Here is a 23,791-nt window from a genome sequence, read left to right as displayed (position 1 = left end):
AACATGAAAAGAATAATAAAAAATATAGTACTGTGCAATGTTGCTATTGCGATACTACTCGTTTCTTCCTGTAAGGACTTTCTGACTGAAGAGCCTGTAAACTCGACCTATTCTGAGGCCTTTTGGAAAAGTTCAAGGGACTTGAGCAGCGCTTTGGCCGGCAATTATGCCCTGATGCGTAATGTGATGAACACCGGCAACTGGAATCCAAGTCCAAGCTATTTTATGTATGGGGATGCTGTGGCAAAACAGTATTTCACCATTCAATACACTGGAGATGGATTGGAAGGCATTCAAAACGGGGATTATACCTTTCAATATAATGTGGAATCCTTTGCTGACTGGCGTAGGTTTTTCAAGTCCATCACGATGAGCAATATTATTTTGAATAGGGTGCCTAAAGTTGATGACGCCTTATTGGATGATGTAGCTAATCCGGATAAATTCAAAAACAAGGTTATGGGCGAAGCTCATTTCTTGCGTGCTCTTGCTTATTTCATGATGGTCAGGGTATGGGGAGATGTGCCATTGGTGACTCAAGAATATGAAGATCCGATTTCAGCTGAGGAATTACCTAGAAGCCCAAAAACGGATGTCATGAAACAGATCGAGGCAGATTGCCTGAAAGCAATCGAGCTCCTAGACTGGAATTATACTTCGCAAAACGACGCGAAAGTAACCGCAAATAAGGGTTCTGCTCAAGCTTTACTGGCCCACTTATACCTTTGGAGAGCAACAACTACCAACGTGACTGTGGACCAACCGATAATGGCTGATATTGACAAAGCGGAAGCTGCTATCAATGCGATCACTGCCAACGGAATGTATAGCCTAACGGATACCGCTAACTATTACAATACGTTTGTAGGTAAATCTAGAGAAGGGATCTTTGAGATCGCCATCAATGATGATCTTCGGGAAGGCAGTAACTTGCATATCGCCAATATGTTCCTAAGAACCTCTCAAATCGCGTATTACGGCACTAACTCTAGATGTTATGTGAATTCAGAATACCTTAGCAACCATTTCTATAAGATGGGGAAAGTATGGGATTGGTATTGGAACTCAACCATTGGTCAATGGGAATGGAGAGAGGGAGATGTTCGAGTGATCGATGATGGTGATGTTCGATATCGCAAGAACTTCACAGATCTTGATACCGAAAGGCCTACCTGTATCAAATACCATAATGTGAAATACAGAAATGCTGCACAAAAACAGGATGCCTTTATTAGCAACAACATTATTGTATTCCGTTTAAGCGATATGATGTTGCTTAAAGCTGAAATAGCATTGTACAGAGGCAATACCCGTGCAGCTATCGATATCATCAATTCATTTAGAAAAAGAAATGGCGCTGATCCAACGGCTATGCTTGCGAATACCTTGACCAATGATGAGGTCTTCTATGAATATGCCTTGGAAAGAGGGAAGGAAATGTACCTGGAAGGACATATCATGTTTGACTTGATCCGTACTCGCCAATACAAAAACTTTGTGGGCTGGTTGAGTGAGTCAAGATTTAAACAAGAAGGTTTCTACTGGCCAATTAACCCTGCACTATTTAAGAACAACAACAAACTTGTGCAAACAAGTTACTGGAGAGGTAAATTATAACACTTAACAATTAGAATTTTAGATCATGAAAAATGTATTATATATCTTATTCCTCCTGTTGTTGACTGCATCCTGTTCTAAGGATGATTACAGGAATGATGGCGGAGTAAGTGATCCACATGTGAACAAAACCACTTATGATTTCCTGAAGGAGCATGGAAGCTTTGACTCGCTAGTCCGGATCATCGACCATGCCGGCATTAAGGATATCATCAATTCAAAAGTCACGCTGTTTGTCACTTCTGACTATGGAATCCGCGATTATGTGGCAGCCAAGAAACAAGAGAAAATTGTGGAAGTGGGTGATGAGAACATCAAGTTCAGCATTACTGACATTCCGAAGAATGAGCTTCGCGATTCCATGATGATCTATGTGTATGACGGCGCGATCAATCGGGAAAACCTGACCACCGAAAACAAATATTTCACTTCTAAATTTGGCCCTATTCCGAACGTTAGATTCAACATCAAATTGCGTAGAACAAGGGAATACAGCGATTATGTGGATTATGTTGATTATTTGAACTTTACAAAGGTCATCAAATCATTAGATGCTGATGAACCAGACCGTAATGCTATTCCTGAGAATGAATTGGACAGGTCCTTTGACTGCCAAACGTCAGGCATAATCACTACAACTGGGATCGTTCATGTGTTAGACAACAACCACCGGCTATTCTTTAACCGTGGTAAAATGGCTCAATAACCTAAAATTGAAAAAATTATGAAAAAGAAAATCAATTCGATCGTCATTGGTCTAGGGGTTATAACAGCACTGGCAGCCTGTTCGAAGATTGAGAATGGATTCCAGAGTGATAATATCCGTTATAAATCAAATATCATTCAGGCTAAACGTGGGATGTCCCTGACCATGTCTGACCGCATTAACGCGGACGGATCTACCCCACCCTATAAATTCGAACTGCTAAACCTTCGGGATGCCGAAACAGGTGCTGCAGCTCCGAAAGAGTTTTTCACAGATTACGAAATGTTGGTGTTTAAGCAAGGAATGGTATTCAATGCGGAAACCGACACTACCGTAGAGCTGTTGAACCAGAAAAGGGAGAACGTGAAAAAACCTCCCATGGAATTCAACGAGATCAGTGGCCAACTGATCTTTAATAGGGCATCGGCAAACCTTCCATTAGGACGATATGCCTTTGATGTAAACTTCACCAATCAGCGCGGCACCAAGCTTTTCGAAAACTTGGCAACCATTGAGATTGTGGACCCTTCTATTGAAGATATGTTTGAGGTAACTTATCAAGCAGCGACTGGATCCAGTGCATCCGAAGTTTTTACCACAATAACTGCTCCTAAGGTGACCAGTAAGAAGGTTTCAAACGAAGGTGCTAGGGTAATCTTAAAAATTGTGGATAAAACCGGAAAGCCATTCAATCCTAAAGCTGGTGAAATCGTAAAAAGAGGTGACCGCCCAATGTTTGAATCCCACGTGAAATTCAATCCGGTGATCACAACGGATACCGCATTGATCTGTGACTTTGAGGTGGCACCATTTCCATTGACAAAGCTGATCGATAAGAATGGAACCGATTGGAGTTACCTGAATTATTACCGTATCCCGATGAAGTTTGCATCCATCGATGGCCTGCCAAACAACAACGTAAACCCCGTATTCGGTTTTAGGGTGTTGATGGAAGGTACTTACATCGTGGAAGTAAAACTACCTAGCGTAACGAGAGTTTCAGTGATTAAATAGTTAATAATATCAGTTTGGACAGCAAGGAAATCGCAGTACTTGTTGTTCAAACTTTTTTCATTTCTTTTCCATCCTTCCTATTCTCTTCATTATATTGGTTTTAATTCCACTAAACCAAATATTACCCTGTCTTGATAATCCGTAATTATTATGCTAGTTTTGACCTGAATGAGCCCAGGCAGTAAAATATATTTTGCATCAGATTTTCACTTAGGTTCCTATCCTATGGATCAATCCAAGGTTAGGGAACAGCATATTATTACTTGGCTGGACTTCATTAAGCGCGATGCTGCTGAGCTCTATCTGGTCGGTGATATCTTTGATTTTTGGTTCGAATACAGCACCGTAGTCCCTAAAGGCTATATCCGTTTCTTGGGCAAGCTGGCCGAATTAGCCGATCTAGGCATTAAAATCACCCTATTTAAGGGTAACCACGATATGTGGATGTTCGGATACCTGAAAGAGGAACTGAATGCAGAGATTATCTCCAATGAGAAAGTCATTAACCTCAATGGGAAATCAATCTATATCCATCACGGCGACGGATTGGGACCCGGAGACGCCAAATACAAATTCCTTAAGAAGGTTTTTCGAAGCCCTCTTTGCCAATGGCTATTTGCCAGATTGCACCCCAACCTGGGAATCGGGATTGCACAACGCTGGTCCAAGCACAGCCGTATTTCAAATAATGCCGAAGAACGCTTTCTTGGTGAGGAGAATGAATGGCTGGTCGTTTATGCCAAGGAAATCCTTGAGCAACAGCATTACGACTATTTCATCTTTGGACATCGACATCTACCCTATGACATTCAATTAAAGAACAGTAGCCGAATCATCAATCTCGGCGAGTGGATCAATTACCACACTTATGCTGTTTGGGACGGGCAAGAAATTAAACTTGAAAAATGGAATTCAGAGAAATAGCAAACTCGATCTACCCAATGAATGATGAGCAGTTTTCCTTATTGGAAGAAATCTGCGAACTGGTTGAAGTCCCCAAAAACACGACAGTCATCTATGCGGACAAAACCAGTCCCTTTCTCTATTTCCAGAAAGATGGCATCTGCAGAATATATTACCATAAAATTGAAAAGGAAATCATCCTTGGATTCACCTTCCCCGGTGAAGTCTTGATGTCCTTGAACAGCTATATCCATCAGCAACCTGGCTATGAGACCATCCAAACTTTGGAAAAATCTCAATTATATCGTCTTTCTATACAAAAACTTCAAGAGCTTTACCAAAGCCATACCTCCATCAGCAATTGGGGTCGCCGCTTAGCCGAGCTTGAAGCCTTAAAGATTGAAGAAAGACTGATGCTAAGGCTTTTCAGATCCTCTTATGAGAGTTATGAAGAGCTGTTGAAAAAGGCACCCAACATCACCAACCGCATCAAACTAGGCTATATCGCCTCCTATCTAGGTATTTCCCAAGTTACATTGAGCCGTATACGCGGCATAAAAAGGTAAAATTTTTAACAATTGTAAAAAGAATTGGCTAAATTAAACTAGACCTTTGCGCCATTAAAAATTTACAGCAATGAATTGGATAATATTAATAATTGGTGGTTTATTTGAAGTCGCTTTCACCTATTGTATTGGCCGCGCCAAAGACGCAACTGGAGCCGAAATGTACCTTTGGTACTTAGGTTTCCTGATCAGTGTGACCATCAGTATGGGATTGTTAATCAAAGCTACCCAAACCCTTTCTCTAGGAACAGCCTATGCCGTATGGTCTGGAATCGGTGCCGTAGGTACTGTTTTAATGGGTATTTTCTTCTTTAAAGAGCCTACAGATTTCTGGCGCATCTTCTTTATTATCACTTTAATCGGGTCAATTGTTGGACTAAAAGCAGTTTCTTCGCATTAGTATCTTTAAAAGCGCATAAAAATCTTTATTTTTGTCGATTAATTACCGTGTATGGTATTCAAAAGCCCTGCGGTAAAGCAAGATGTAATTTATGTTAGAGAAACTACAAGCCATAAAAGAGCGCTGGGAAGAAGTTGAAAGAGAGTTAAGCAATCCCGATACGATCAGCGACATGAAGCGCTTTGCAAAATTGAACAAGGAATACAAAGACTTGGGCAAAATTGTTGAGCAATACCATATTTACAAAAATATGGTCAGCAATATCGACACCAACAAAGATATCCTAGCCAACGAGAAAGATCAGGAACTGAGAGAGATGGCAAAAGAGGAGCTGGATATCTTATATACTGAAAAAGAGGAAAAAGAAGAGGAAATCCGCTTAATGTTGATCCCTAAGGATCCGGAAGATGCTAAGAACGCCATCATCGAGATCCGTGGAGGTACAGGCGGTGACGAAGCAGCATTATTTGCCGGCGATTTATACCGTATGTACACTCGTTTCTTTGAAACCAAAGGTTGGAGAAACGAAGTAATGGACGTAACGGAAGGAACTTCAGGTGGTTATAAAGAGGTAATCTTGAAAGTAATCGGCGAAGATGTATACGGACAATTGAAATATGAATCAGGTGTTCACCGCGTACAGCGTGTTCCAGATACAGAAACTCAGGGTCGTGTCCACACTTCTGCAGCTTCAGTGGCCGTATTACCAGAGGCAGAAGAGGTTGACGTGGAGTTGAACCCAGGTGATATCGAAATGCAGACCTCTAGATCAGGTGGTGCTGGTGGACAGAACGTGAACAAGGTAGAAACCAAAGTTCAGTTGACCCACAAACCATCGGGTATCGTAGTTGTTTGTCAGGTAGAACGTTCGCAGTTAGCAAACCGTGAATTGGCGATGGAGATGCTTCGTAATAAACTTTATGAGCTAGAAGTACAGAAGAAACACGGTGATATTGCTGCAAAACGTAAAACCATGGTTTCCACTGGTGACCGTTCGGCAAAAATCCGTACTTATAACTATCCACAAGGTCGTGTAACGGAGCACCGCATCGGATTGACGATGTACAACCTTCCGGCAATTATGGATGGTGATATTCAAGACATTATAGATGCATTGCAGTTTGCTGAGAATGCAGAAAAGATGAAAGAAGGCGCCGTAGAGTAAGATTTTTCAAAAATATATTAGCAGATATAGAAATAAACACTATATTTGCACACCTTCTGAAAAGAAGGAAAAAGGTCTGGTAGTTCAGCTGGTTAGAATACATGCCTGTCACGCATGGGGTCGCGGGTTCGAGTCCCGTCCAGACCGCTAGCAAAAAGAGAAGCGAAGCTTCAACAAGTTCTTTTTTTTAATTTTAAAGATTTTAGGTCTGGTAGTTCAGCTGGTTAGAATACATGCCTGTCACGCATGGGGTCGCGGGTTCGAGTCCCGTCCAGACCGCTAAAATTTAAATGAAGCTCGTCTTCTATTTGTTCTTTTTAAGTTTATTTTTTTGGTCTGGTAGTTCAGCTGGTTAGAATACATGCCTGTCACGCATGGGGTCGCGGGTTCGAGTCCCGTCCAGACCGCCAAAAAAATCAAAAGGTATCATGTCTCCATGATACCTTTTTTATTTCCTGCCTATCCCTGCATTTAACCTCCATGTAATTCATACTGCAAAGCTCCCGAAGGACAGCGATCGATCTGCTTGATCAACTCTTGGGTACTTGCATGTTCAGGCTTAACCCAGGGACGATCCCCTGGATCATACACCCGGGGCAATGTGTTTATACATACCGCCGAATGAATGCATTTCTTAGGCCGCCATAACACCGTTATCTCTCCATTTGGATGTTTATAGCGAATAATCTTTTCTTCCATGGTCTCCTTTCTCCTATTTTAACTATTAACAAGCAGTAATTCCTTTTGTTTATGAAAAACTTCCTCCAAGACCTTGTCCGAGAAATCCGCCCAGATGCAAACAGGATAAAACTTTGCGTTGATCGATTGGATTGAAACTTATTGAAATATTTGTTTATTTTTAATCTAAATTATAACCTTAATCTTATGGAAAATCCACAAACTCCGATTGAAAGTGGCGGAAACAATACCATCAATGATGGTAAAAACATTGCCATAATTGCTTATTTAACAATCATTGGTCTTATAATTGCCTTTGTATTGAACAATGAAAAACGGAATGACTTTGCAACATACCATATCCGTCAATCGTTGGGCATATTTTTGACACTATTCGTTTCCGGTATATTGAGCTATATTCCATTTATAGGATGGATTATTTCAGTTGCTGCGTTTTTTTTAATGATTATCCTTTGGATCATCGGGATCATCAATGCAGCCAATGGCAACAAGAAACCGGTACCTTTGTTGGGTGAATATTACAACAATCTATTTGCGGGGATTTAAACCCTATGAACCAAATAAATGAAAGACACCCCCAATTGGAAGGTGTCTTTTATATTTTCATTCGTTCAAATTTTTAAAAATTGTCAATAGATTATAAATAGGATTGATATTCCATAAAAATTCTCTTACGTTTGGAAACGAAATCACAAATAACAAAAATTTTAACAATTCTTGGGTTACTATTTGAAAATTAGGGTATTAATAAGTGAGTAAAATAAGACAAATATTACCAAAGACCCGTGAGGACAAGGAACTACTGGAAGGTTTGCGAAAAGGGGACAATACAGTAATTTCCGACATCTATCAAATCTGCTATCCTTCCGTATCCCATCTTATTACTGGCAACAAAGGTACTGAGAATGAAGCCAAGGATATATTTCAAGAAGCGGTCATGGTATTGTACGATAAAGTTACTCATGAGAATTTCGAGCTCAGCAGTAAGTTAAGTACGTTCCTGTATGCAGTATGTAGGCGATTGTGGTTAAAGCAATTGAACAAAAGGAGCAACAGCATGGGTACTTCTGACACCGAGGGATTGGAGATAGCCGATGTTGAAAGCGACATACAAAGCCATATCGAGAAAGAAAATGACTTCTCAAAAATGGACAGCGCAATGAGTCAACTAGGAGAACCTTGCCAAACGATCTTAAAGGATTTCTACATCAGGAATAAATCGATGAATGAAATCTGCGAAAAGTTTGGTTACACCAATACGGACAACGCGAAAACTCAGAAATATAAATGTTTACAACGATTGAAGAAGCTTTTCTTTGATCAAAAATCTGATTAGTAAAAGTTGAAATGAGACAGCAAGAATTTTTAGAATTGGCAGACCGCTACATCAACGGGCAAATGGATCCTCAAGAAAAGGCTTCCTTTGAACAGTTGTGCGATCAAGACCAAGATTTGAATGCGCTATTCCTATCGCATGCTGAATTCGTGCAAACCATGAAGCGCCATGAAGCTCGTGCTGAGTTTAAAAATCAATTAGAAAAAACCGTTCAGGCGCAGCCTTCTGAGGCCATTGTGGTCCGACTGTGGAAGAAACTTAAGATCAATGCCGTGGCAGCAGCCGCTGTAGCCGTTCTTTCTTCTTTAGCGACGCTATATTCCACAGGATATTTTTCTACACTGCGTAGGGCCAATTCTGATTATAGCGCCCTTAAAAGAGAGATAAATAGCGTTAAACGCAATGTCAATGCGCACCACAATGCCATTAGGAATATCAACAAGGAAACCAATGCCCCTCAAGATGCTCTTCAATTTGGTGCAACAGGCTTTATGCTGACCAAGGATGGCTACGTCGTGACCAACTTCCACGTAGTGAGTGGAGCCGACTCCATCCATCTTCAAAACAATAAGGGCGATTCTTTTAAAGCGACCATTATCCATATTGATTCGGAGAAAGACCTAGCGATCCTTCATATTTCAGATTCCAGCTTTATTGCACAATCTGCAAATATTCCTTATACATTCAGAAGACAGAACACCGATCTTGGTGAAGGTATCTACACCATCGGTTATCCAAGAGATGAAGCTGTATATGGCGAAGGTTACTTGAGTTCTTCAACAGGTTACAGTGGGGATACCACAGCCTACCAAATCTCTATTCCAGTAAACCCTGGTAACAGTGGAGGTCCTGTACTTGATAAAAACGGAAATATCATCGGTATTATTTCCGGTAAACAAAAAGGTCTAGATGGCGCCGCTTTCGCGATCAAAACCAAAGCGCTCATCGAAACATTGAACCGCATTCCAGAAGAATCCTTAAAAGGAAATATCGTTCTGAATAATAAAAATAGCCTATCAAATTTACCTCGTACCGAGCAGATCAAAAAGTTGCAAGACTTTATCTACATGGTCAAGGTCTATTAAAAATAAATTGGACTTTTGTATTAAACAAGGTGTTACATTCATGTAGCACCTTGTCTGTTTTTACACCCCAACATCCCCACAAAACTATATCCCTTTGATTTTAAATATCTTATTCATTATATTTAATAAAAAAACAAAGTGAATATGCGGACCTTTTGGACCTATTTTTTCATCTTTCTAGCATTGGCAATCTTTATACAGGTTTTTCAATTCTTTTCATCACACAGCGCTTTTGAACTCGATTATGAGGCCATCTTAAAGCAACTAGCCCTCGTGACCCTAATCGCTCTGATCACTTCGTATATCGTACCTAGAAAAAAGAAAAATCCATTTAAAGAAAAAGCCAACTAGTATCAGTTGGCCCTATTCTTTTACCTATCCAAATAATCTGGATGGGATTACTTGTTTGGTTGTGGAGTTGTTCTCAAATATGGTTTGATCTCTTTATAACCTTTCGGGAACTTCGCTGGAATATCCTCAGTCTTAATAGCAGGCACAACGATTACATCCTCGCCATCTTTCCAATCAGCTGGTGTTGCCACTTGATAGTCCGCAGTAAGCTGCAAAGAATCAATCACACGCAAAATTTCATCAAAATTTCTACCGGTTGAAGCTGGATAAGTCAGAGTTAGTTTAACTTTCTTGTCTGGCCCAATAACAAATACCGAACGTACTGTTGCTGTTGCAGAAGCATTCGGATGGATCATGTCGTACAATTGAGCTACATGCCTGTCCTCATCGGCAATAATAGGGAAATTCACTTCAGTATTCTGGGTTTCATTGATATCCTTAACCCAACCATTATGGTCCTCAACTGAATCCACGCTCAAGGCCAAAACCTTAACATTACGCTTGTCAAATTCGGATTTCAATTTTGCTGTACGACCTAGTTCTGTGGTACATACAGGGGTATAGTCTGAAGGGTGAGAATATAGAACAGCCCATTTGCCGTCAATATAGTCATAGAAATTTATATCACCCTCGGTGGTTTTTGCTTGAAAGTTTGGTGCGTCATCACCTAATCTTAAACTCATATCTAAAAATGTTTATAATGAACGAAATTGTTTACTCTATCAATATAGTAGATTTTATTGAAAATCGCAATACAGGCTTTTCATTTCAGCCTTTTCTTACAATCATTTTACTTTTATGGATCGCAACTAGATAACACTCAAGGCACAACAAAGGTTTATCACAAAAAAATATATTTGATTCTCCGCCGGATTATTTTATATTTTATTATGCTTGCATAATAAAATATAATTATATTTGAGATAACCTTATAAGCAAAGAGATGAATTTCGAACTATCAGAAGAACATAAAATGATCCGCGAAGCTGCCAGAGAATTTGCTCAGGAGCTTAAACCTGGAGTTATTGAACGGGACGAGCAAGCAAAATTCCCAACTGAGTTTGTCAAAAAAATGGGCGAGCTGGGTTTTATGGGCATCATGACGCCAGAACAATATGGCGGCGCCGGAATGGATACGCTCGCTTATGTATTAGCCCTGGAAGAAATCGCTAAGATTGATGCCTCAGCAGCGGTTATTATGTCGGCCCACAACTCATTGGTCCTGTTTGGACTGAACGAGTTCGGGACCGAAGAACAAAAACAGAAATACCTTAAACCTTTGGCTTCCGGAGAAAAATTAGGCGCATTTGCCCTCTCTGAACCTGAAGCAGGCTCTGATGCTTCTTCCCAACATACCATGGCGGAGGATAAAGGTGATCATTATCTATTGAATGGAACAAAAAACTGGATTACCAATGGTGGTAATGCGGATATCTATATTGTCATTGCGCAAACCCACCCAGAATTGGGACATCGCGGCATCAATGCACTGATCGTTGAAAAAGGAACCCCTGGTTTTACCATTGGACCGAAAGAAAACAAATTAGGGATCCGCAGTTCTGACACCCATTCCTTAATGTTTTCCGACGCCAAAGTACCGAAAGAGAACCGCATCGGCGAAGATGGATTCGGATTCAAGTTTGCCATGAAAACCTTGGATGGTGGTAGGATCGGTATTGCAGCACAGGCATTAGGCATTGCAGCCGGAGCCTATGATCTTGCATTGGCCTATTCTAAGGAAAGAAAAACCTTTGGCAAACCTATTTCAGACCATCAAGCTATACAGTTCAAATTAGCCGATATGGAGGTCGATATCGAAGCAGCTAGATTACTGACCTATAAAGCTGCCTGGACCAAGGATCAAGGCTTACCTTACGGAAAGATTGCTGCCATGGCGAAGTTGAACACCTCAGAAGTGGCGATGAAGCATACCGTGGAAGCTGTACAGGTCCATGGTGGCTATGGATACGTCAAAGAGTACCATGTAGAGCGCCTGATGCGCGATGCCAAGATTACGCAGATCTATGAAGGAACTTCCGAAATCCAGCGTTTGGTAATCGCAAGAGAAGTTTTGAGATAAGAAACTGGTATAATTATTAATAAATCAAAGTGTAACTAAGAAAAGAAAGCCAGGCAAATTGCCTGGCTTCTTTTATAATATATAGTTTGAAACCTCTTACGGATTCTGAGTAACAACCCCTCCTGAGTTCAGGATTTCAGATTGTGGAATCAAAAGCTGCCATTCTTTTGTACCCGCAGCTTGATTCATTTTCAACGCCACAGTAGCATTATGGTTTCCACCAGTCCTGTCTAAAGCAGTGTTCGTTCTCTTCAAATCATAAAACCTGAAGCCCTCTCCCCATAATTCAGACCTTCTCTGCAACATGATTTCATCAATTAGAGCTTGTCCTGTTTTAGTAGATTTCACGTATTGAGGATCCCTCTTTGAAGCAAAATCAAACAAAGCTGTCGCTGCTTCTGCAGATTTCCCATCCCTAGCTAATGCTTCAGCTTCGATTAAGAACATTTCGGCACCACGCATGTATGGAACATCCCCAATACTCATCGCTTCATTCGCTACCCTGAATTTCCGGCTATGGTATTTAAAACGATTGAATGTACTCAACGGAAGTTTGAACTCCTCCACATTGGTACCCGTCGGATCCCATAATTTCTTCCTTACGTCCGTATCTGAAATCTGATCGTAAAGTTTAGAGAAAATCAATTTAGGTGTACCTCTAATAACACTTGAACTGTAGTTAATAGACATGTATGCAAAGAAGGAATAGAAGTAGTTGGTTTGGTCGGCAACAATTTTTGAAGACCACATCCACTCACCTACTGCATAGTTATTAAATCCTGAAAGATATTCAGCTTCGTTCATCAATGGCGCGTTCTTTCTTGCTTCTTTTGCAAATTTTGCAGCATCAGCATAGTTCTGTTGTGCTAAAGCAACACGAGCTTGAAAACCTTTCACCACATCCAAATTGATCTGTGATTTGTCAGTACCCCTATTGTAACCATTCAACAAAGTCGCCGCCTGTTGCAAATCTCCATTAATTTGCGTGTATACTTCTTGAACCGTATTTCTTGCTACAGCTGCCGTACTTGGTTTCGTAACCAGGGAAACCGCTAATCCTGAATTAGCTTGTCCCTTTACAAACCTTTCACCAAACAACTGGACCATTTGAAAATAACTCCATCCTCTGTACGCCAAGGCTTGTCCTTTGATATAGGCTTTATCAACTTCAGAACCTTCTGCTGCATCAACGTTCTCAATAATCATATTGGCATTACCAATAATCACATAGTAGAACAAATAATTGTACATAACATTTGTCGATGTTGCATCCCTATGGTCAACCCATTGGTAAGATGCACGCATATGCGAACTTACTCCGGTTGAAAAAACAACATCTTCTCCCATTAAATCCATCAACATCATGTTTCCACTTTGTCCACCTTGTGGCTGGGAACCAAAAATCTGTTGGTATAATATCCTGTGGATCCCGTTCAATGCCGCCCAAGAGTTATCGACGGTTTTGAATGCGGAACCAGTGGCTACTTGGTTAGTGGGCTGGGTTTCAAGATAATCTGACTTACAACCAGTAAATTGAAACATGGAAAGCAACCCTAAAAATATAATAAATGTCTTTTTCATGTCTTAAAATTTAATTCGTGCACCAACTGTAAACAATCTGTTGAAATTGTAAGTATTATCTACCACTCCATTAAAGGCTCCCAAATTGTTCATCCCTTTTCTCTTATTGAAAAATGCAAGGTTTTCTCCCGAAAGGAAAATATATGCTTCTTTTACCGCTACTGTATTCAACATGTTTTTAGGTAAATTATACCCTAATGTGATGCTGTTCAGGTTTAGGTATGATGCTTTAGTCAAATACCTTGAACTTCCTCCTGAAAGATTAGAAGTATTCCCTCCATCCATTCTTGGAATATTCGTTTGATCTCCTGGTTTTTGCCATGCATTCAAAACATCAACATGTTTTGCGTTACCATAATTTCCTGATGACATCAACGATCCATACTGTGAGTCATATACATATCCGCCCAATTGGAAAGTAAACAATACATTCAGGTCAAATCCTTTATAGGATAAATTGTGAGACATTGATCCATATAGATCTGGAATGGCTGTCTTACCAATAAATCTTAAGTTCGCTTCACTAAGCACATTGGTCACCGTATCTGCTCCAATAATCTTCGCGTTAGCAGTCATTTCATTGGTTCTATAAAGCGCATCCCCATTTTCTGAATCTACACCATAGAAATCACGTAAATAGTAATCATAGATCGAATGACCAACAGAATATGCCTTGGTGCCACTGGTGATCAACGGAGTTCCTGGAGGCATGGAAGTAATTTGGTTTTTCAGATGCGTTAGGTTCAACGTCGTTGAATAACTCAAGCCTTCTTTTCTAACCACATGACCAGTCAAGGACATCTCAACACCGCGGTTGTAAAGGTTACCGATATTCATATCAATGGTATGGTAATAAGGTGAAGAGTTAACAACACCACCATTCATCAAGGCCATCGGCACAGGGAAAATCAATCCCGTAGTTCTTCTATCGAAATATTCTACCGATCCTGAAACTCGTCTATTGAATAATTCAAAATCAACACCAACGTCAAAGTTTTTGGCGGTTTCCCAAGTAATACTATCGTTTGGCAATGAGCTTTGAGTAAATCCAGGATTTGATGCATTATTCACACCTAAAGTATACAAGGCTTGGTAAGCATAGTTGCTAATTCCAGCATCATTACCTACCGATCCATAAGATGACCTAATTTTCAACATGTTGATTTTATCCTTATTGATAAAATCTTCCTCTCCAATATTATATGCTCCACCAATCGACCAGAAGTTTGCCCATCTGAAATCTTTATGGAACCTAGAGTTACCATCTCTTCTTAAGGTACCTGTGAAAATATATTTGCCTTTATAATCGTATGATAATCTAGAGAAGTAACTTTCAATTGCTCTATTATCTTCATAAGATGAAGTTCCTAATACAGTTGCAAAGTTTGGAAGTTCTGTAATACCATCAACGATCATTTCCGAGCGGCTTCCTGAAAGGTAGTTGTATTTGTAAGAATAATTTTCATGACCCACCATTAATCCAACATTGTGATCATTGAAGGATTGGTTATATTCCAAGATTTGGTTCCAGGTATAACTGGTCGTTCTATACAAATAATGATATGCACGTCCCGCTGGTGAACCGTCTCCTAAAATTGGGTTATCGTAATATCTTTCATGCGAATCCTGAACATCTAAACCAATATTGGTTGATGCCTTTAACTGAGGTAGGATCTGGATCTCCATGAAGGTCCTTCCACCCAAGGTAGATCTAACGTTCCTTTGTTCATCCAATGTATTTTCATACAGCGCATGTCGTCCAGGCGAGAATGGTCTTTTATCCCCAAAGTCAAATTTCCTTTCACCAAATTCATCAAGAATCAATTCTCCAGTAACCGGATCATGTAAATGCACCGGATAGATTGGACCTACGTTCCTGGAATAAAAGAATGGGTTAATAAAAGATGTACCACCATCACCGGCATTGTCAAACAGGTTCACATTGTAGTTACCATTCAGGTTTAAACCAGTTCTCAACCATTTGGTCGCTTGTGTAGTGATGTTTGCACGAGCATTAATTCTTTTTAAACTTGATTTTAACAAGTAACCTTCATCGTTGGTATAGCCTAGGTTTGCAAAATAAGTTGATTTTTCAGAACCACCATCATAGGTAATACCATAGGCTTGACGTTTTCTACCACCTGATAAGATTTCATTTTCCCAATCCAAATCATCCGCCCATTTTAGTTTAGCACTTGGATTAAGCACCCCATTGACATCCACGATGGCATCATTATCAACATTGAATGGGTTGTAACCTAATTGCGAGAAAATTCCCGTATAATTATTCCCGTTATAACTTGTCAATTTCCCTGAAGCAATTTGTCTTGCAATATCATCAGGAAGACCATTTGTTACCAAGCTGTTTTTTAAAGCCTGCCACATCACAGGATAATACTGCATGGCATCTATACGATCATACTCCGGCAAACCACGGCGAATGATACCAGCCGATGCATTTGCAGTAAAGTTCCCTGAATTGTACTTACCTTTTTTGGTAGTGATCATGATCACCCCATTGGCTCCTCTAGAACCGTACAAGGCTGTAGTTGCGGCATCCTTCAAAACCGAGATAGACTCTACGTCATCTGGGTTTACATTGGATACTGCTCCATCATAAGGGATCCCATCCACCACATACAGAGGATTGTTTGAAGCATTAATGGAACCAAAACCTCTGATACGGATGTTTGCAGCAGAACCCGGAGCACCACCTGAAAGCGTACCCTGAACACCAGGAGCAGAACCTACTAAAGCGCTGGAAACGTTGGTCAAAGGCCTGTTTTCAATCTCCTTTGAAGATACTTGTGCCGAGGATCCTACGTGCGATTTTTTACTAACTGTACCATACGCGACAACAACTACTTCATCTAAAGCATCTGCAATGGAGGTTAATGAAATATTTAAAATAGATTTCCCCGATACGGATTGGGTTTGACTCTCGTAACCAATAAATGAAAAGGTTAATCTTCCATTCTCATTCACAGTTAATGAATAATTCCCTTGATCATCTGTTTGAGTAGCAGTTGATAATCCAACAAGTTTTACTGACACTCCAGACAGCGGCGCACCTGTCGTAGCATCTGTAACTCTACCACTCACCTGACGATTTTGTGCGTGCAGCAATCCAATGGAAAGCGAAAACAGCACAAAAAAGCTGAGTAATTTTTGTTTCATAATAATTGTTTGAATTTGTTAAATAATTGTTTCCACTAAGGATGACGGTTATTTCATCCCTTTTGATTTCATAATTGCGGTAAGTATATAACAAAAACTTAACATGAAACAACAATTTTAATCACTATTTTAACCCATCAACCTCATTTCACATGTAATCAAACAAATAACAAAGAATAATTTGCTTATTTTTTTAATAAATAAAACCAATCTGTAACAAATGAGATAAAGGATGACAAATTCTCTTGCTTTTGGACCAAAACAAGAGGTGGTTATATGATATTTTTAATTGTTGGGAATTAAAAATATTATTAAAACAAAAAAACCTCATATTAATGAGGTTTTTTTCATAATTTGCTTTCAATCTTTGACAAATAATCAAAATCTTCAAAAGAGAAAGATCCCGTCTTTTTCATATTCCATTCAAAGAGAAACTTAGCTTTATGCAATAATTCCTGATCAGAGCTCATAAACCCGTCGTACATCAGCAACTGCGCCAATGGCCTAACCTGTTCTGGTTCCAAACTCCCAACGAATTCTTCTAAGCCCACTTGGTCGGTATCCAAAAAGAATGCCCTATCTTTCTTAAAAAAATCCGTATAGCCTTCGTCCAGGTCCATCGGCTCTTGCGTTTCATCAAATGCGCTGTAGCGATCTACTACCAAACGCATGTACTTTCCCATCTCATTGATCCAATTCAGGATCGTATCTTTTTCAAATCTAATTCCCATACCTATCTAATTTGTCCTTCACCCGTCACGAACCACTTCTCGGTCACTAATTTCTCCAAAGCAAATGGCCCACGGGCGTGTAATTTCTGCGTAGAAATGCCGATCTCAGCACCTAAACCAAATTCACCACCATCTGTAAATCGGGTGGATGCATTGGAATATACGGCTGCGGCATCTACCGCATTCATAAAGTTCAGAATATTTTCTGAATCAGAAGAAACAATACACTCAGAATGTTTAGAAGAATAATTTGAAATATGATCTAAGGCTTCTTCCAAACCTGAAACCACTTTCATCGAACAGATCAGGTCCAAAAACTCCCTACCAAAATCATCTGCTTCCGCCCTTCCCAATTCCGTATAGCCATTTTCCTTCAAGCTGGCATAGCTTTTTTCATCGGCCAGCACCTTTACCTGGGCGTCCTCAAATAATGGAACTAAATTCTTTACAAACCCATCTACAATCCCCTCATCCAACAATACACAATCCAAAGCATTGCATACCGATGGCCTTGAAATTTTAGCATTGGCCACAATTTTAGCTGCCAATTCCAGATCTGCAGTTTGATCCACATAGGTATGGCAAACTCCAGCTCCAGTTTCGATCACAGGCACCTTGGCATTTTCTCTAACAAAGTCGATCAAACCTTGAGAGCCTCTCGGGATAATGATATCTACATATTTGACCGCCGTCAATAGCTCGGCGACAAGTTCCCGATCGGTAGGCAACAATTGAACGATATTCGGATCCTGTCCAAAAGCCTTCAGCACATTTTGTATCAAGCCTACCAAATAGGAATTACTGTACCAGGCATCAGATCCGCCCCTCAGCAAACAAACATTACCCGATTGAATACAAAGGACCGCAACATCGATGGTCACATTAGGCCTGGATTCATAGATAACCCCTACTACGCCCAATGCTACCGACCTCTTTTCCACCAAAAGACCATTATCAAGCGTTTTGCTGCTCAATAACTTTCCTGTAGGGTCATCCAATTTAGCAACGGCTTGCACACTGGCAGCAAGGTCCTGGATTCTAGCCTCGGTCAACTTCAACCGATCATATTTGGAATCAGAAGGATCCATTCTTTCCAGATCCTTTTTGTTCTCTTCTATGATCTGTTCGGAATTCACCAATATTTCTGCTGCAATGGCATTCAGTATTTTAGCTTTCTTTTCAATCGACAATTGCGCAATGGCTCTCTTGGCTTTCCTGCTATTTTCAAGTTCGGTTAAGATCGTTTTCTTCATTTTAATATTCTTTATAATAGCACAATATCATCAGCATGCGCAATTTCAATATTCTTCTTTTCAGCCTTACTCCGCAGTGAAACCGAATCTATCTTCGATTTGGCAACCGCATGGATAACATGGTCCTCATCCGCAATCTGGAAGACCTCGCCAACCTCAAAATCTTGGATGATCTTGTTTACACCCACCGCCAATAAGCTTTTCCTTTTGCTCAAAGCTGCCAAAGCACCCTTGTCCACCTGCACCAAACCGGTAATCAAACTACCACTCGCCAACCATTTATTCCGGGAAGAAAGCTTCTTCACTTGAGCTTGACATACCGTACCGGTTTCTCCAACCACCGCTTTCAAGATTCCATCTTCCGTTTTCATGGAGAAAATAACCGCTTTGATGCCCATTTGATTTGCCAACCTTGCAAAATTTAATTTAGAAATCATTCCACCTAATCCTACAGCAGATTTCTCCTCCTTTGCTAATGCCAAAGCAGCTTTATCAATGATCTTTAATTCCGGAATCACCTTTCCATTCTCGTCCAAGACCCCCGGCACCGATGTACTGAACAAGATCTGCTCAGCACCAAATCCCACCGCAATCAGGGTCGCCAATTCATCATTATCAGAGAACTTAAGCTCTTTATTGCTGACCACATCATTTTCGTTGGCGATAGGAATTACATTATTCTTCCAGAGCGTTTCGTATGTACTCTTCAATTGCAAGAATTGACTCCTATTCGCAAAGTGATGTCGCTCACATAGACTTTGTGCCAATGCAATCTTAAAAGGCTTAAAATAGGTCCCGTAGGTCCGCACTAACAAAGGGTTTCCAATGGCTGCTGCAGCTTTTTTCTGAGCAAGGGTACCCGTGTATTTGGGAATAAATTTCTTTCCGGCAGCAACGGCACCAGATGAAACGATTACAATATTATATTTCGGCTGTAATTGAGCACATTGACGAGCGATTTCCAAGACAATTCTTTCATCAATTTCTCCATCGGTCGTTATGGCCGCTGACCCAAACTTGATGACCAGTATAGGCTTCTTCATTTTATGATACAATCAAAGGATTAAGCAATTTTTTGTTGAAAAATCAACAATTGCAAATAATTTATATAAAAATATGAATTATTAAGCGATTTTCAACCGAATTATCTCATATAGCGAATGGAAAAGAAGGAAAGAGGATCATGGAAAGGTTCTCTATTTTTGATGAATTTTTAGGATTAAATTTTAAAAAATACAATTTTTAATAATTAGCTTTATTACTCAAATACTTGCCAACTCCTTTCTGTTAAATCTTATAAGATTTAGTCTCATCAAGCTCCCTCGGCGTAAACTATTAATCTAAAATCATTATGGAAAAAACTAAATACCCAAAATTCTTATTCCTGGTCATTGGATTCATGGCATTGATCCAAGTTCGATGTGGAGAATCCATTCCTGCGGACTGCCTTGAAGAAGAGGTTGCCTTTACAGCTATCAGCATTGATCCCACTTGCAATTTCCGTATAGTCGATGATAAACTAGAAGATAGGTTTCTGCACATTGAGTCAAAGACAGAACTTGAAAAAGCAATTGCCTTTGTCGATTCAGACGCCAATGGACCTTGCAAAGAAGTTTCAAAAAAGTTATCTGAAATAGACTTCAAGACCCAGAGTTTATTGATAGGCAAGAAACTTGTACAGGGCATTCCTGCTACATTAATTAGTCAGCAGGTCAATAGAGACTGTGCTAACCATGGGATAGTCTATTCTGCAAAAATCAAGAACGGCAACTATACAGCTATGGGCACTTATTTGTTTGCAGTCATAGTTCCAAAGAACCATGGGAATGTTCGATTCGAGATCGAAGTGATCAAGTAACCTAATTGACAATAGCCCAAACTGAGAAGTAAAAATTTAGATTCTTCGTTACTTTTGAAGCCCAAAAGTAACCAAACCGACGAAGGAGCTCACGGATACCAAAAACAACTCGAATCCGTAACGGCTTCGGCCCATTTAAGGTGGCTTTTCGCACAATCATCCGCACATGGATAGAATGCCTTGTTGTCGGGAATATCTTTCAAAAGACCATCCCTTTTGATGGGATGATCTTTTGAAAGCATTCCAAGGCCAATCCCATCGCACAGGTCATCGGCATTCTCTCCATCTCTCCGCCAAGGAAATGAGCCGGAGGCTAAAGGACTTCCTCCGGAAGGATGGTTGTTTGCCTGGATAGGCAACCCCAGTGGGGGTGGAATATTTGTAGAAAAATTGGACTGTTTAACGGAGAACCCCTAGCGGGGGTGAAATATTTTTCTGAAAATCCCTACTGAATTCATTTCCAATTCTGAACGATTAGTGAAGAATCTGTACGGATCTCCTTCTAGAGGTTTGTTCATCTTCAATCGAAGATTGTAGAACTGTTTGTCAATTCAATAAAGGCCGTCGTTGAGTTTGAAGGTTCGCATTTCTCCGAGATGCTTCGGATGAACCTCAGCCTAGAAACACAGAGTTAACAAACTTGCCATTGTTAGGGTAAAAAATCATCCCAAAAAACAGGGTTTCATTCGAGGCATATTCGAGAATCATTCGAGAATTATTCGGAACAACTTTGGCTTTTCTACGAAAAAGCTCCAATGATAAAAGGGCATTGGTTGAGAACATATTGCAAAAAATCCGAATGTCTCTCGAATAAGGTCAAAACCGAATTAAGGATCACCCAAACTTCTGACAAAAAAAGAAGTGGTCAGAGTATTGCTCTAACCACTTCCAATATAAATCTTGTATTCTTCTCTTATTAGTCTAGGACCAATTCAACCGGACAATGATCGGAGTGAACTGCCTGAGAAAGGATTCGAGAAGACTTGATACTGTCTTTCAGATCATTCGACACCATATTGTAATCAATACGCCAACCTAAGTTTCTTCCTCTTGCTCCTGCGCGATAAGACCACCAGGTGTAATTATGTGGTTCTGGGTTGAGATGCCTAAAAGAATCGGTATAACCCGAATTGATAAAGTTCTCCATCCATTCACGCTCTGCTGGCAAGAAACCAGAACTATTGGCATTTGATTTAGGATTATGGATATCAATGGCACGGTGACAGATATTAAAATCGCCACAGACTACCAATTTTGGCTTCTCTTTCAATAGGTCATTGCTGTACAATTGAAAATCATCCAAGAATTTGTACTTGAAATCCTGCCTTACATCTCCAGTTGTTCCCGAAGGGAAATATACGCTCATCACCGAGGCTTTATCAAAGTCCGCACGGATAACTCTACCTTCAAAATCATAATCTTCATGGCCACAACCATATTCAATATGATTAGGGGTAATCCTAGTGAATATTGCAGTACCGCTATAGCCTTTTTTCTGGGCAGGGTACCAATAGTGTTCATAGCCCATCTCCTCTAACAATACCAATTCAGGAACCTGATCTGGGCTTGCTTTAATTTCTTGGATACAAATTACATCAGGGCTTTCAGCCTTGAACCAATCCAACCAGCCTTTTTTCAAAGCGGCACGGATTCCGTTCACATTATAGGTAATGATCTTCATCTTAAGGGAGTTTGTAAGTTTTGGATTTCATGGAATCAAAAAGCTTGGTAAAGAAGCCTTTCTTAGGCGGAAGTCCTTGAAGCTTGCGCTCAAGATCCAATGCCTGCCTTCTATCCAATAATTTCATCGCAAAACGCTCATCGTTATATGGGCGGTCGTTGTCATCGGTTTTTACGGCAGCAATGCTATCCACAACACCGATTCCTTCGATTAATTCGCCAAATACGGTGTATTCACCATCCAGATGCGGGGTTCCACCAATTGTGGTATAGGTTTCTCTTTGAAGTGGAGTCAATTTTTTGCCTTTCAGCCTGAATTTTTCCAAGGAATCTAGAGCGACTTCAGTAAACACGCGGCCTTGAACCAGGTAAAATTGAGATGCCGAGGATTCTTTGGCAGGATTATTATCCCGAGCAGCACCTAAAGCCCCTTTCTTATGGATGATATCTGCTTGAATTTCGGCAGGAACCTTATAATCAGGACCACCATTACCCAGTTGCTGCCTGCTACCTGCATAGCGGGAGTCAGGGTCACCACCTTGGATCATGAAATTATGGATCACACGGTGAAACAATAAGGAGTCGAAATAGCCTTCATTGACCAATTTGACAAAATTATCCCGGTGTTTTCGGGTTTCGTTATAGAGTTTGATAATTCCGTTGCCTTTACCGGTTTTTACTTCAACATAATAGTTTTTAGGAGTCTGTGCATACACAAAGCTCAAGCCCATCACAAAGGCAAACAACAATACAATTCTTCTCATATATTAAATGAAATTTACATCTTCAAAATAATCAATTATCAAGGACTTGATAATCATTTCCTGCTCCATTAGGGTGTAATTAGGGATCGGCTTAATGAGCTTCCAATGTGGCCAGCCTTGTTCATCTTGCCCTTCAAGTTCATAGAATCCTAAACTACTGAAAAGCCTACAGGTTGCGATGTGCATCAATTCTTCTTTTTCTCTTTTTGAAAACTCCTGAGGTCCTTTTCCCAACTCCTGAACACCGATCAAGAATAGCATGACCTTGATGTCAGGAATGTCCATATCGAAGTTTTTGGCGATTGCACCTTGCAGTTCCGCCCACTTCTTATTTATTTCTGCTGCTTGCATGGATTTAATTTTCTGACCAGTCTTTAATGAGTTCTTTACATCTGGATTCAATCAGTTCAAAGACTGGAACGAACATGTTTGAATCGTAGTATGGATCAGGAACAATATCATCGATCAGAAACAGGGAAACTTTATCCTTATCTTCTTCAGAAACGGCCATTGCCACTACGTCTGAATAGTTTTGTTTGTCCATCACCAATATACGGTCGTATTTAGAAAAAAGGGAAGGATTAAAATGTTGGGCTCTTTGATTTGAAATATCAATACCTCTTTCTTTCGCCACTTGGATAGAACGACGATCCGGCGCTTGACCAACATGCCAATCACCCGTACCTGCAGAATCTATTTCCCATGACAATCCATTCTCTGCAACCATGTGCTCCATAATGCCATGAGCCAACGGAGACCTGCAAATATTCCCTAAACACACCATTAGTATTTTCATGGTTTCAAATATAACATTATCTAGTTAGT

24 protein-coding genes and 3 tRNA genes are annotated in these 23,791 nt (G+C 40.2%); 15 read left to right on the top strand and 12 right to left on the bottom strand.

Going from position 1 to position 23,791, the window contains the following annotated elements:
- The first annotated feature begins 3 nt into the window (after window positions 1-3).
- From CKW03_RS02100 to CKW03_RS02055, 10 genes are all read left to right on the top strand, one after another.
- Window positions 4-1,617, top strand: a complete 1,614-nt coding sequence (locus tag CKW03_RS02100) for a RagB/SusD family nutrient uptake outer membrane protein (RefSeq protein ID WP_093100674.1) — start codon at window positions 4-6, stop codon at window positions 1,615-1,617.
- Window positions 1,618-1,642: 25 nt separating this feature from the next.
- The gene (locus CKW03_RS02095) at window positions 1,643-2,323 is read left to right on the top strand and encodes a hypothetical protein (RefSeq protein WP_093100675.1); all 681 of its coding nucleotides are present in this window, start codon (window positions 1,643-1,645) and stop codon (window positions 2,321-2,323) included.
- Window positions 2,324-2,341: 18 nt separating this feature from the next.
- Window positions 2,342-3,337, top strand: a complete 996-nt coding sequence (locus tag CKW03_RS02090; RefSeq protein WP_093100677.1) for a DUF5007 domain-containing protein — start codon at window positions 2,342-2,344, stop codon at window positions 3,335-3,337.
- A 168-nt stretch (window positions 3,338-3,505) separates the two neighbouring features.
- Window positions 3,506-4,261, top strand: coding sequence for a UDP-2,3-diacylglucosamine diphosphatase (locus CKW03_RS02085; protein WP_093100679.1), 756 nt, complete (start codon window positions 3,506-3,508; stop codon window positions 4,259-4,261).
- Window positions 4,243-4,806 carry a Crp/Fnr family transcriptional regulator gene (locus tag CKW03_RS02080; protein ID WP_093100680.1) on the top strand — a complete coding sequence of 188 codons (564 nt, stop codon included), beginning with the start codon at window positions 4,243-4,245 and terminating at the stop codon, window positions 4,804-4,806. The genes CKW03_RS02085 and CKW03_RS02080 overlap by 19 nt, the downstream gene beginning before the upstream one ends.
- Before the next feature lie 70 nt (window positions 4,807-4,876).
- Window positions 4,877-5,206 carry a DMT family transporter gene (locus tag CKW03_RS02075; protein WP_093100682.1) on the top strand — a complete coding sequence of 110 codons (330 nt, stop codon included), beginning with the start codon at window positions 4,877-4,879 and terminating at the stop codon, window positions 5,204-5,206.
- A 91-nt stretch (window positions 5,207-5,297) separates the two neighbouring features.
- Window positions 5,298-6,371 carry a peptide chain release factor 1 gene (gene prfA, locus CKW03_RS02070; RefSeq protein ID WP_093100683.1) on the top strand — a complete coding sequence of 358 codons (1,074 nt, stop codon included), beginning with the start codon at window positions 5,298-5,300 and terminating at the stop codon, window positions 6,369-6,371.
- A gap of 73 nt (window positions 6,372-6,444) precedes the next feature.
- Window positions 6,445-6,518, top strand: a tRNA-Asp gene (locus tag CKW03_RS02065).
- A gap of 58 nt (window positions 6,519-6,576) precedes the next feature.
- Window positions 6,577-6,650: transfer RNA gene (locus CKW03_RS02060), tRNA-Asp, on the top strand.
- A 54-nt stretch (window positions 6,651-6,704) separates the two neighbouring features.
- Window positions 6,705-6,781 (top strand) — tRNA-Asp (locus tag CKW03_RS02055).
- Between the two features lie 61 nt (window positions 6,782-6,842).
- On the opposite strand, the gene CKW03_RS20885 is transcribed toward CKW03_RS02055, so the two are convergent.
- Window positions 6,843-7,070 carry a (4Fe-4S)-binding protein gene (locus CKW03_RS20885; protein WP_093101640.1) on the bottom strand — a complete coding sequence of 76 codons (228 nt, stop codon included), beginning with the start codon at window positions 7,068-7,070 and terminating at the stop codon, window positions 6,843-6,845.
- 186 nt (window positions 7,071-7,256) lie between these two features.
- On the opposite strand from CKW03_RS20885, the gene CKW03_RS02045 reads away from it, so the two are divergent.
- From CKW03_RS02045 to CKW03_RS02035, 3 genes are all read left to right on the top strand, one after another.
- Entirely contained in the window at window positions 7,257-7,616 is a 360-nt protein-coding gene (locus CKW03_RS02045; protein ID WP_093101642.1) for a DUF4870 domain-containing protein, read from the top strand.
- Window positions 7,617-7,821: 205 nt separating this feature from the next.
- Complete coding sequence (locus tag CKW03_RS02040) at window positions 7,822-8,406, top strand: RNA polymerase sigma factor (protein WP_093101643.1); 585 nt, start codon at window positions 7,822-7,824, stop codon at window positions 8,404-8,406.
- Between the two features lie 11 nt (window positions 8,407-8,417).
- Window positions 8,418-9,491, top strand: coding sequence for a S1C family serine protease (locus CKW03_RS02035; RefSeq protein ID WP_093101645.1), 1,074 nt, complete (start codon window positions 8,418-8,420; stop codon window positions 9,489-9,491).
- Between the two features lie 398 nt (window positions 9,492-9,889).
- On the opposite strand, the gene CKW03_RS02025 is transcribed toward CKW03_RS02035, so the two are convergent.
- On the bottom strand, window positions 9,890-10,525 hold the full coding sequence (locus CKW03_RS02025) for a peroxiredoxin (protein ID WP_093101648.1): 636 nt from the start codon (window positions 10,523-10,525) through the stop codon (window positions 9,890-9,892).
- A 260-nt stretch (window positions 10,526-10,785) separates the two neighbouring features.
- On the opposite strand from CKW03_RS02025, the gene CKW03_RS02020 reads away from it, so the two are divergent.
- Entirely contained in the window at window positions 10,786-11,922 is a 1,137-nt protein-coding gene (locus CKW03_RS02020; protein ID WP_093101649.1) for an acyl-CoA dehydrogenase, read from the top strand.
- Window positions 11,923-12,018: 96 nt separating this feature from the next.
- On the opposite strand, the gene CKW03_RS02015 is transcribed toward CKW03_RS02020, so the two are convergent.
- From CKW03_RS02015 to proB, 5 genes are all read right to left on the bottom strand, one after another.
- The gene (locus CKW03_RS02015) at window positions 12,019-13,503 is read right to left on the bottom strand and encodes a RagB/SusD family nutrient uptake outer membrane protein (protein ID WP_093101651.1); all 1,485 of its coding nucleotides are present in this window, start codon (window positions 13,501-13,503) and stop codon (window positions 12,019-12,021) included.
- A 3-nt stretch (window positions 13,504-13,506) separates the two neighbouring features.
- Window positions 13,507-16,680 carry a SusC/RagA family TonB-linked outer membrane protein gene (locus CKW03_RS02010; RefSeq protein WP_093101652.1) on the bottom strand — a complete coding sequence of 1,058 codons (3,174 nt, stop codon included), beginning with the start codon at window positions 16,678-16,680 and terminating at the stop codon, window positions 13,507-13,509.
- 347 nt (window positions 16,681-17,027) lie between these two features.
- Complete coding sequence (locus CKW03_RS02005; RefSeq protein ID WP_093101654.1) at window positions 17,028-17,411, bottom strand: hypothetical protein; 384 nt, start codon at window positions 17,409-17,411, stop codon at window positions 17,028-17,030.
- Between the two features lie 2 nt (window positions 17,412-17,413).
- Entirely contained in the window at window positions 17,414-18,664 is a 1,251-nt protein-coding gene (locus CKW03_RS02000; protein WP_093101655.1) for a glutamate-5-semialdehyde dehydrogenase, read from the bottom strand.
- An 11-nt stretch (window positions 18,665-18,675) separates the two neighbouring features.
- On the bottom strand, window positions 18,676-19,707 hold the full coding sequence (gene proB, locus CKW03_RS01995) for a glutamate 5-kinase (RefSeq protein WP_093101657.1): 1,032 nt from the start codon (window positions 19,705-19,707) through the stop codon (window positions 18,676-18,678).
- Window positions 19,708-20,015: 308 nt separating this feature from the next.
- On the opposite strand from proB, the gene CKW03_RS01990 reads away from it, so the two are divergent.
- The gene (locus CKW03_RS01990) at window positions 20,016-20,522 is read left to right on the top strand and encodes a hypothetical protein (protein WP_093101658.1); all 507 of its coding nucleotides are present in this window, start codon (window positions 20,016-20,018) and stop codon (window positions 20,520-20,522) included.
- 89 nt (window positions 20,523-20,611) lie between these two features.
- Here CKW03_RS01990 and CKW03_RS20570 read toward each other — a convergent pair whose 3' ends face one another.
- From CKW03_RS20570 to CKW03_RS01965, 5 genes are all read right to left on the bottom strand, one after another.
- Window positions 20,612-20,881, bottom strand: a complete 270-nt coding sequence (locus CKW03_RS20570) for a hypothetical protein (protein WP_093101659.1) — start codon at window positions 20,879-20,881, stop codon at window positions 20,612-20,614.
- Window positions 20,882-21,438: 557 nt separating this feature from the next.
- Window positions 21,439-22,203, bottom strand: a complete 765-nt coding sequence (locus CKW03_RS01980) for an exodeoxyribonuclease III (RefSeq protein ID WP_093101614.1) — start codon at window positions 22,201-22,203, stop codon at window positions 21,439-21,441.
- A gap of 1 nt (window position 22,204) precedes the next feature.
- Window positions 22,205-22,966 carry a peptidylprolyl isomerase gene (locus CKW03_RS01975; RefSeq protein ID WP_093101613.1) on the bottom strand — a complete coding sequence of 254 codons (762 nt, stop codon included), beginning with the start codon at window positions 22,964-22,966 and terminating at the stop codon, window positions 22,205-22,207.
- A 3-nt stretch (window positions 22,967-22,969) separates the two neighbouring features.
- Window positions 22,970-23,317: a hypothetical protein gene (locus tag CKW03_RS01970; protein ID WP_093101611.1), complete on the bottom strand. Its 348-nt coding sequence runs from the start codon at window positions 23,315-23,317 to the stop codon at window positions 22,970-22,972.
- 4 nt (window positions 23,318-23,321) lie between these two features.
- Entirely contained in the window at window positions 23,322-23,762 is a 441-nt protein-coding gene (locus CKW03_RS01965) for a low molecular weight protein-tyrosine-phosphatase (protein ID WP_093101610.1), read from the bottom strand.
- Window positions 23,763-23,791: the final 29 nt, after the last annotated feature.

The organism is Sphingobacterium mizutaii (assembly GCF_900187125.1).
Taxonomy (GTDB): domain Bacteria; phylum Bacteroidota; class Bacteroidia; order Sphingobacteriales; family Sphingobacteriaceae; genus Sphingobacterium; species Sphingobacterium mizutaii.
The sequence above is the reverse complement of the archived record's forward strand: the minus strand, read 5'-3'. Positions and strand labels throughout refer to the sequence as shown.